General features: G+C 70.3%; 3 protein-coding genes. All 3 read right to left on the bottom strand.

The window, feature by feature from the left end; genetic code table 11:
* Nucleotides 1-103 precede the first annotated feature (103 nt).
* Nucleotides 104-817: a hypothetical protein gene (locus VF542_RS14535; RefSeq protein WP_408652421.1), complete on the bottom strand. Its 714-nt coding sequence runs from the start codon at nucleotides 815-817 to the stop codon at nucleotides 104-106.
* A gap of 122 nt (nucleotides 818-939) precedes the next feature.
* Complete coding sequence (locus tag VF542_RS14530) at nucleotides 940-1,335, bottom strand: DUF3037 domain-containing protein (protein WP_408652420.1); 396 nt, start codon at nucleotides 1,333-1,335, stop codon at nucleotides 940-942.
* A partial coding sequence (locus VF542_RS14525; RefSeq protein ID WP_408652419.1) for a HipA family kinase occupies nucleotides 1,332-1,969 on the bottom strand: 638 nt, incomplete at its 5' end. The genes VF542_RS14530 and VF542_RS14525, both read right to left, overlap by 4 nt.

Here is a 1,969-nt window from a genome sequence, read left to right as displayed (position 1 = left end):
CGCGGCCCCGCGAAGATCGCGGGGCCGCGCCGGTGAAGCCAACTGCGAGTCGGGTGAGGGGATCCCTCGCAGCTAGGGGCCCTTGCAACTAGGGCCCTTGCAACTAGGGACGGGGGTCGTGCCCGCCGCCCTCGGCAGGGCCGATGTCCTCCTCGCCGCCCGGGTACACGAACGAGTCGCGCGGGGCGTAGAAGGACGCACCCGTCACCACGTTCAGCGGCGACGCCGGTCGCAGCGCGTACACCGGGTGCTGCTGGTCCAGGAACTCGATGGACTGCACCTCGAAGGTGCTCACCAGCTCTCCGATGTAGGGGTAGTTGCCGGCGATCAACCGGTTCTCCACCCGGGTGACGTAACGCAGGTGCCCGGCCAGGACGATGTCGGCCACGTCGCCCACCCGGGCACGGGTGCGGATGATCGGCCGGCCGTCCACCGACGTGGTGGCAGTGGCGATCCCGCCCTCCACCGCCAGCGTGGTGGAACCCGTTCCCGCCGGCACGCCACGCTCGGCGGCGTACTCGCGCATCACCTGCGAGGAGTTGAAGTAGTGGGTGAAGAAACGCGCCGGTGTGACCCCGTCCGGGGCGAACATGTCCAGGTCCACGCCGAGGTAGGTGAGCGAGTACGCCCCGAAACCTGTCGTCTGCTGCGCCGAGTCGACCACGTACTGGTTCATGTACACGGCGCGATTGGCCGCCGGTTTCAGCCCTCGTGGCAGGAGCCGCGCACAGGCTTCCGGGTCCTCGGGGATCCAGCTCGTGTAGATCATGCGGCTGTTCAGGATCAGCTGGGGCGCGGCGAGCTTGCTGTTTTCCAACGTGGTTTCCTTTCCCCGTGCCTGCGCATCAGCGCAGGGTCGTCGAGCGGTGGCGGCCATCCTTCCGGGCCGTCCCGGCGTGCCGCAAGCGAGCTGAGCGGCGGTGCGGCCGACGGGCGGGCTCAGCTGACCAGAGTGTCCAGCAAGTGCCGTAATTGCCCGGCGGGATCGTCGGTCAACCCGCCGTGGATCGGCCCGGGCTGTACCACGGTGCTGCGCGGGGCAGCCAGCCAGCCGAACCGCTGACCCAGGCTGATCCCGGCACCGGTGGCCGGCTCCGCCTGGCCACAGCAGACCGCCTCGATGGCTGCCAATGCCGAGCGCACGGCGTCCAGGTCGAGGTCCGGCGCCAGCGCCAGCAGCCGGTCCTCCCGCAGCCGGCTGGCCGCGCAGAGGTAGTTGGCGCTCTGGCTGTAGAGCAGCACCCCGACGTTGACGAACTCCTCGCGGTCCACTCGCGGCACGCATCGCAGTACCACGTACTGGAAACCCTGGCGCTCGCTGCGATCCTCGCTCATGCGGCGACCGCCCGTGGCAGCCAGTTGCGCTCACCCGACACCCGGGCCAGCAGGTACTCCAGGTAGCGGGCGCGTACCGCCGCCGGTCCGGCGCCGCTGTCGGGCTCCAGCCACTCGTCGGGTACCTCGGCCAGCACCTCGCCGAGCAGCTGGTCATCGATCAGCGGCGCCAGGGTCCGGTCGGCCTGATCCACGCCGCCGACGTACTGGATCAGCACGTGGTCCGAAGCGTCGTAGGGCTGCCGGGCGAAGCGCTGCGGATCCGCGCCGGGGCGCGACCAGCCATGGTGGAAGTACAGCGCGGCGCCGTGGTCGATCAGCCACAGCCGGCGGTGCCAGATCAGCAGGTTCGGGTTGCGCCAGCTGCGATCGACATTGGCGGTGAACGCGTCCAGCCACAGGATCCGGGCCGCCTCCGCCGGGTCGATCGGATAACCGGCGTCCCAGCCGAAGGATCCGGGCAGGAAGTCGACTGCCAGGTTCAGCCCGACACTGGCCGTGAGCAGGTCCTGGACCTCCTGGTCCGCCTCGTACCGGGCGATCATCGGGTCGAGCTCCACCGCGCGCAGTTCGGGAACGCGCAGGCCCAGCCGGCGCGCCAGCTCACCGACCACCACCTCGGCCACCAGCGCCT

This window comes from Jatrophihabitans sp. (assembly GCF_036389215.1).
Classification (GTDB): domain Bacteria; phylum Actinomycetota; class Actinomycetes; order Mycobacteriales; family Jatrophihabitantaceae; genus Jatrophihabitans_A.
Note: the sequence above shows the minus strand (reverse complement) of the source record. Positions and strands in the feature narration are given on the sequence as shown.

Bases quoted from the DNA above. Each gene is read 5' to 3' on its own strand.
- VF542_RS14530 (WP_408652420.1), bottom strand. From the start codon at position 1,335: ATGAGCGAGGATCGCAGCGAGCGCCAGGGTTTCCAGTACGTGGTACTG.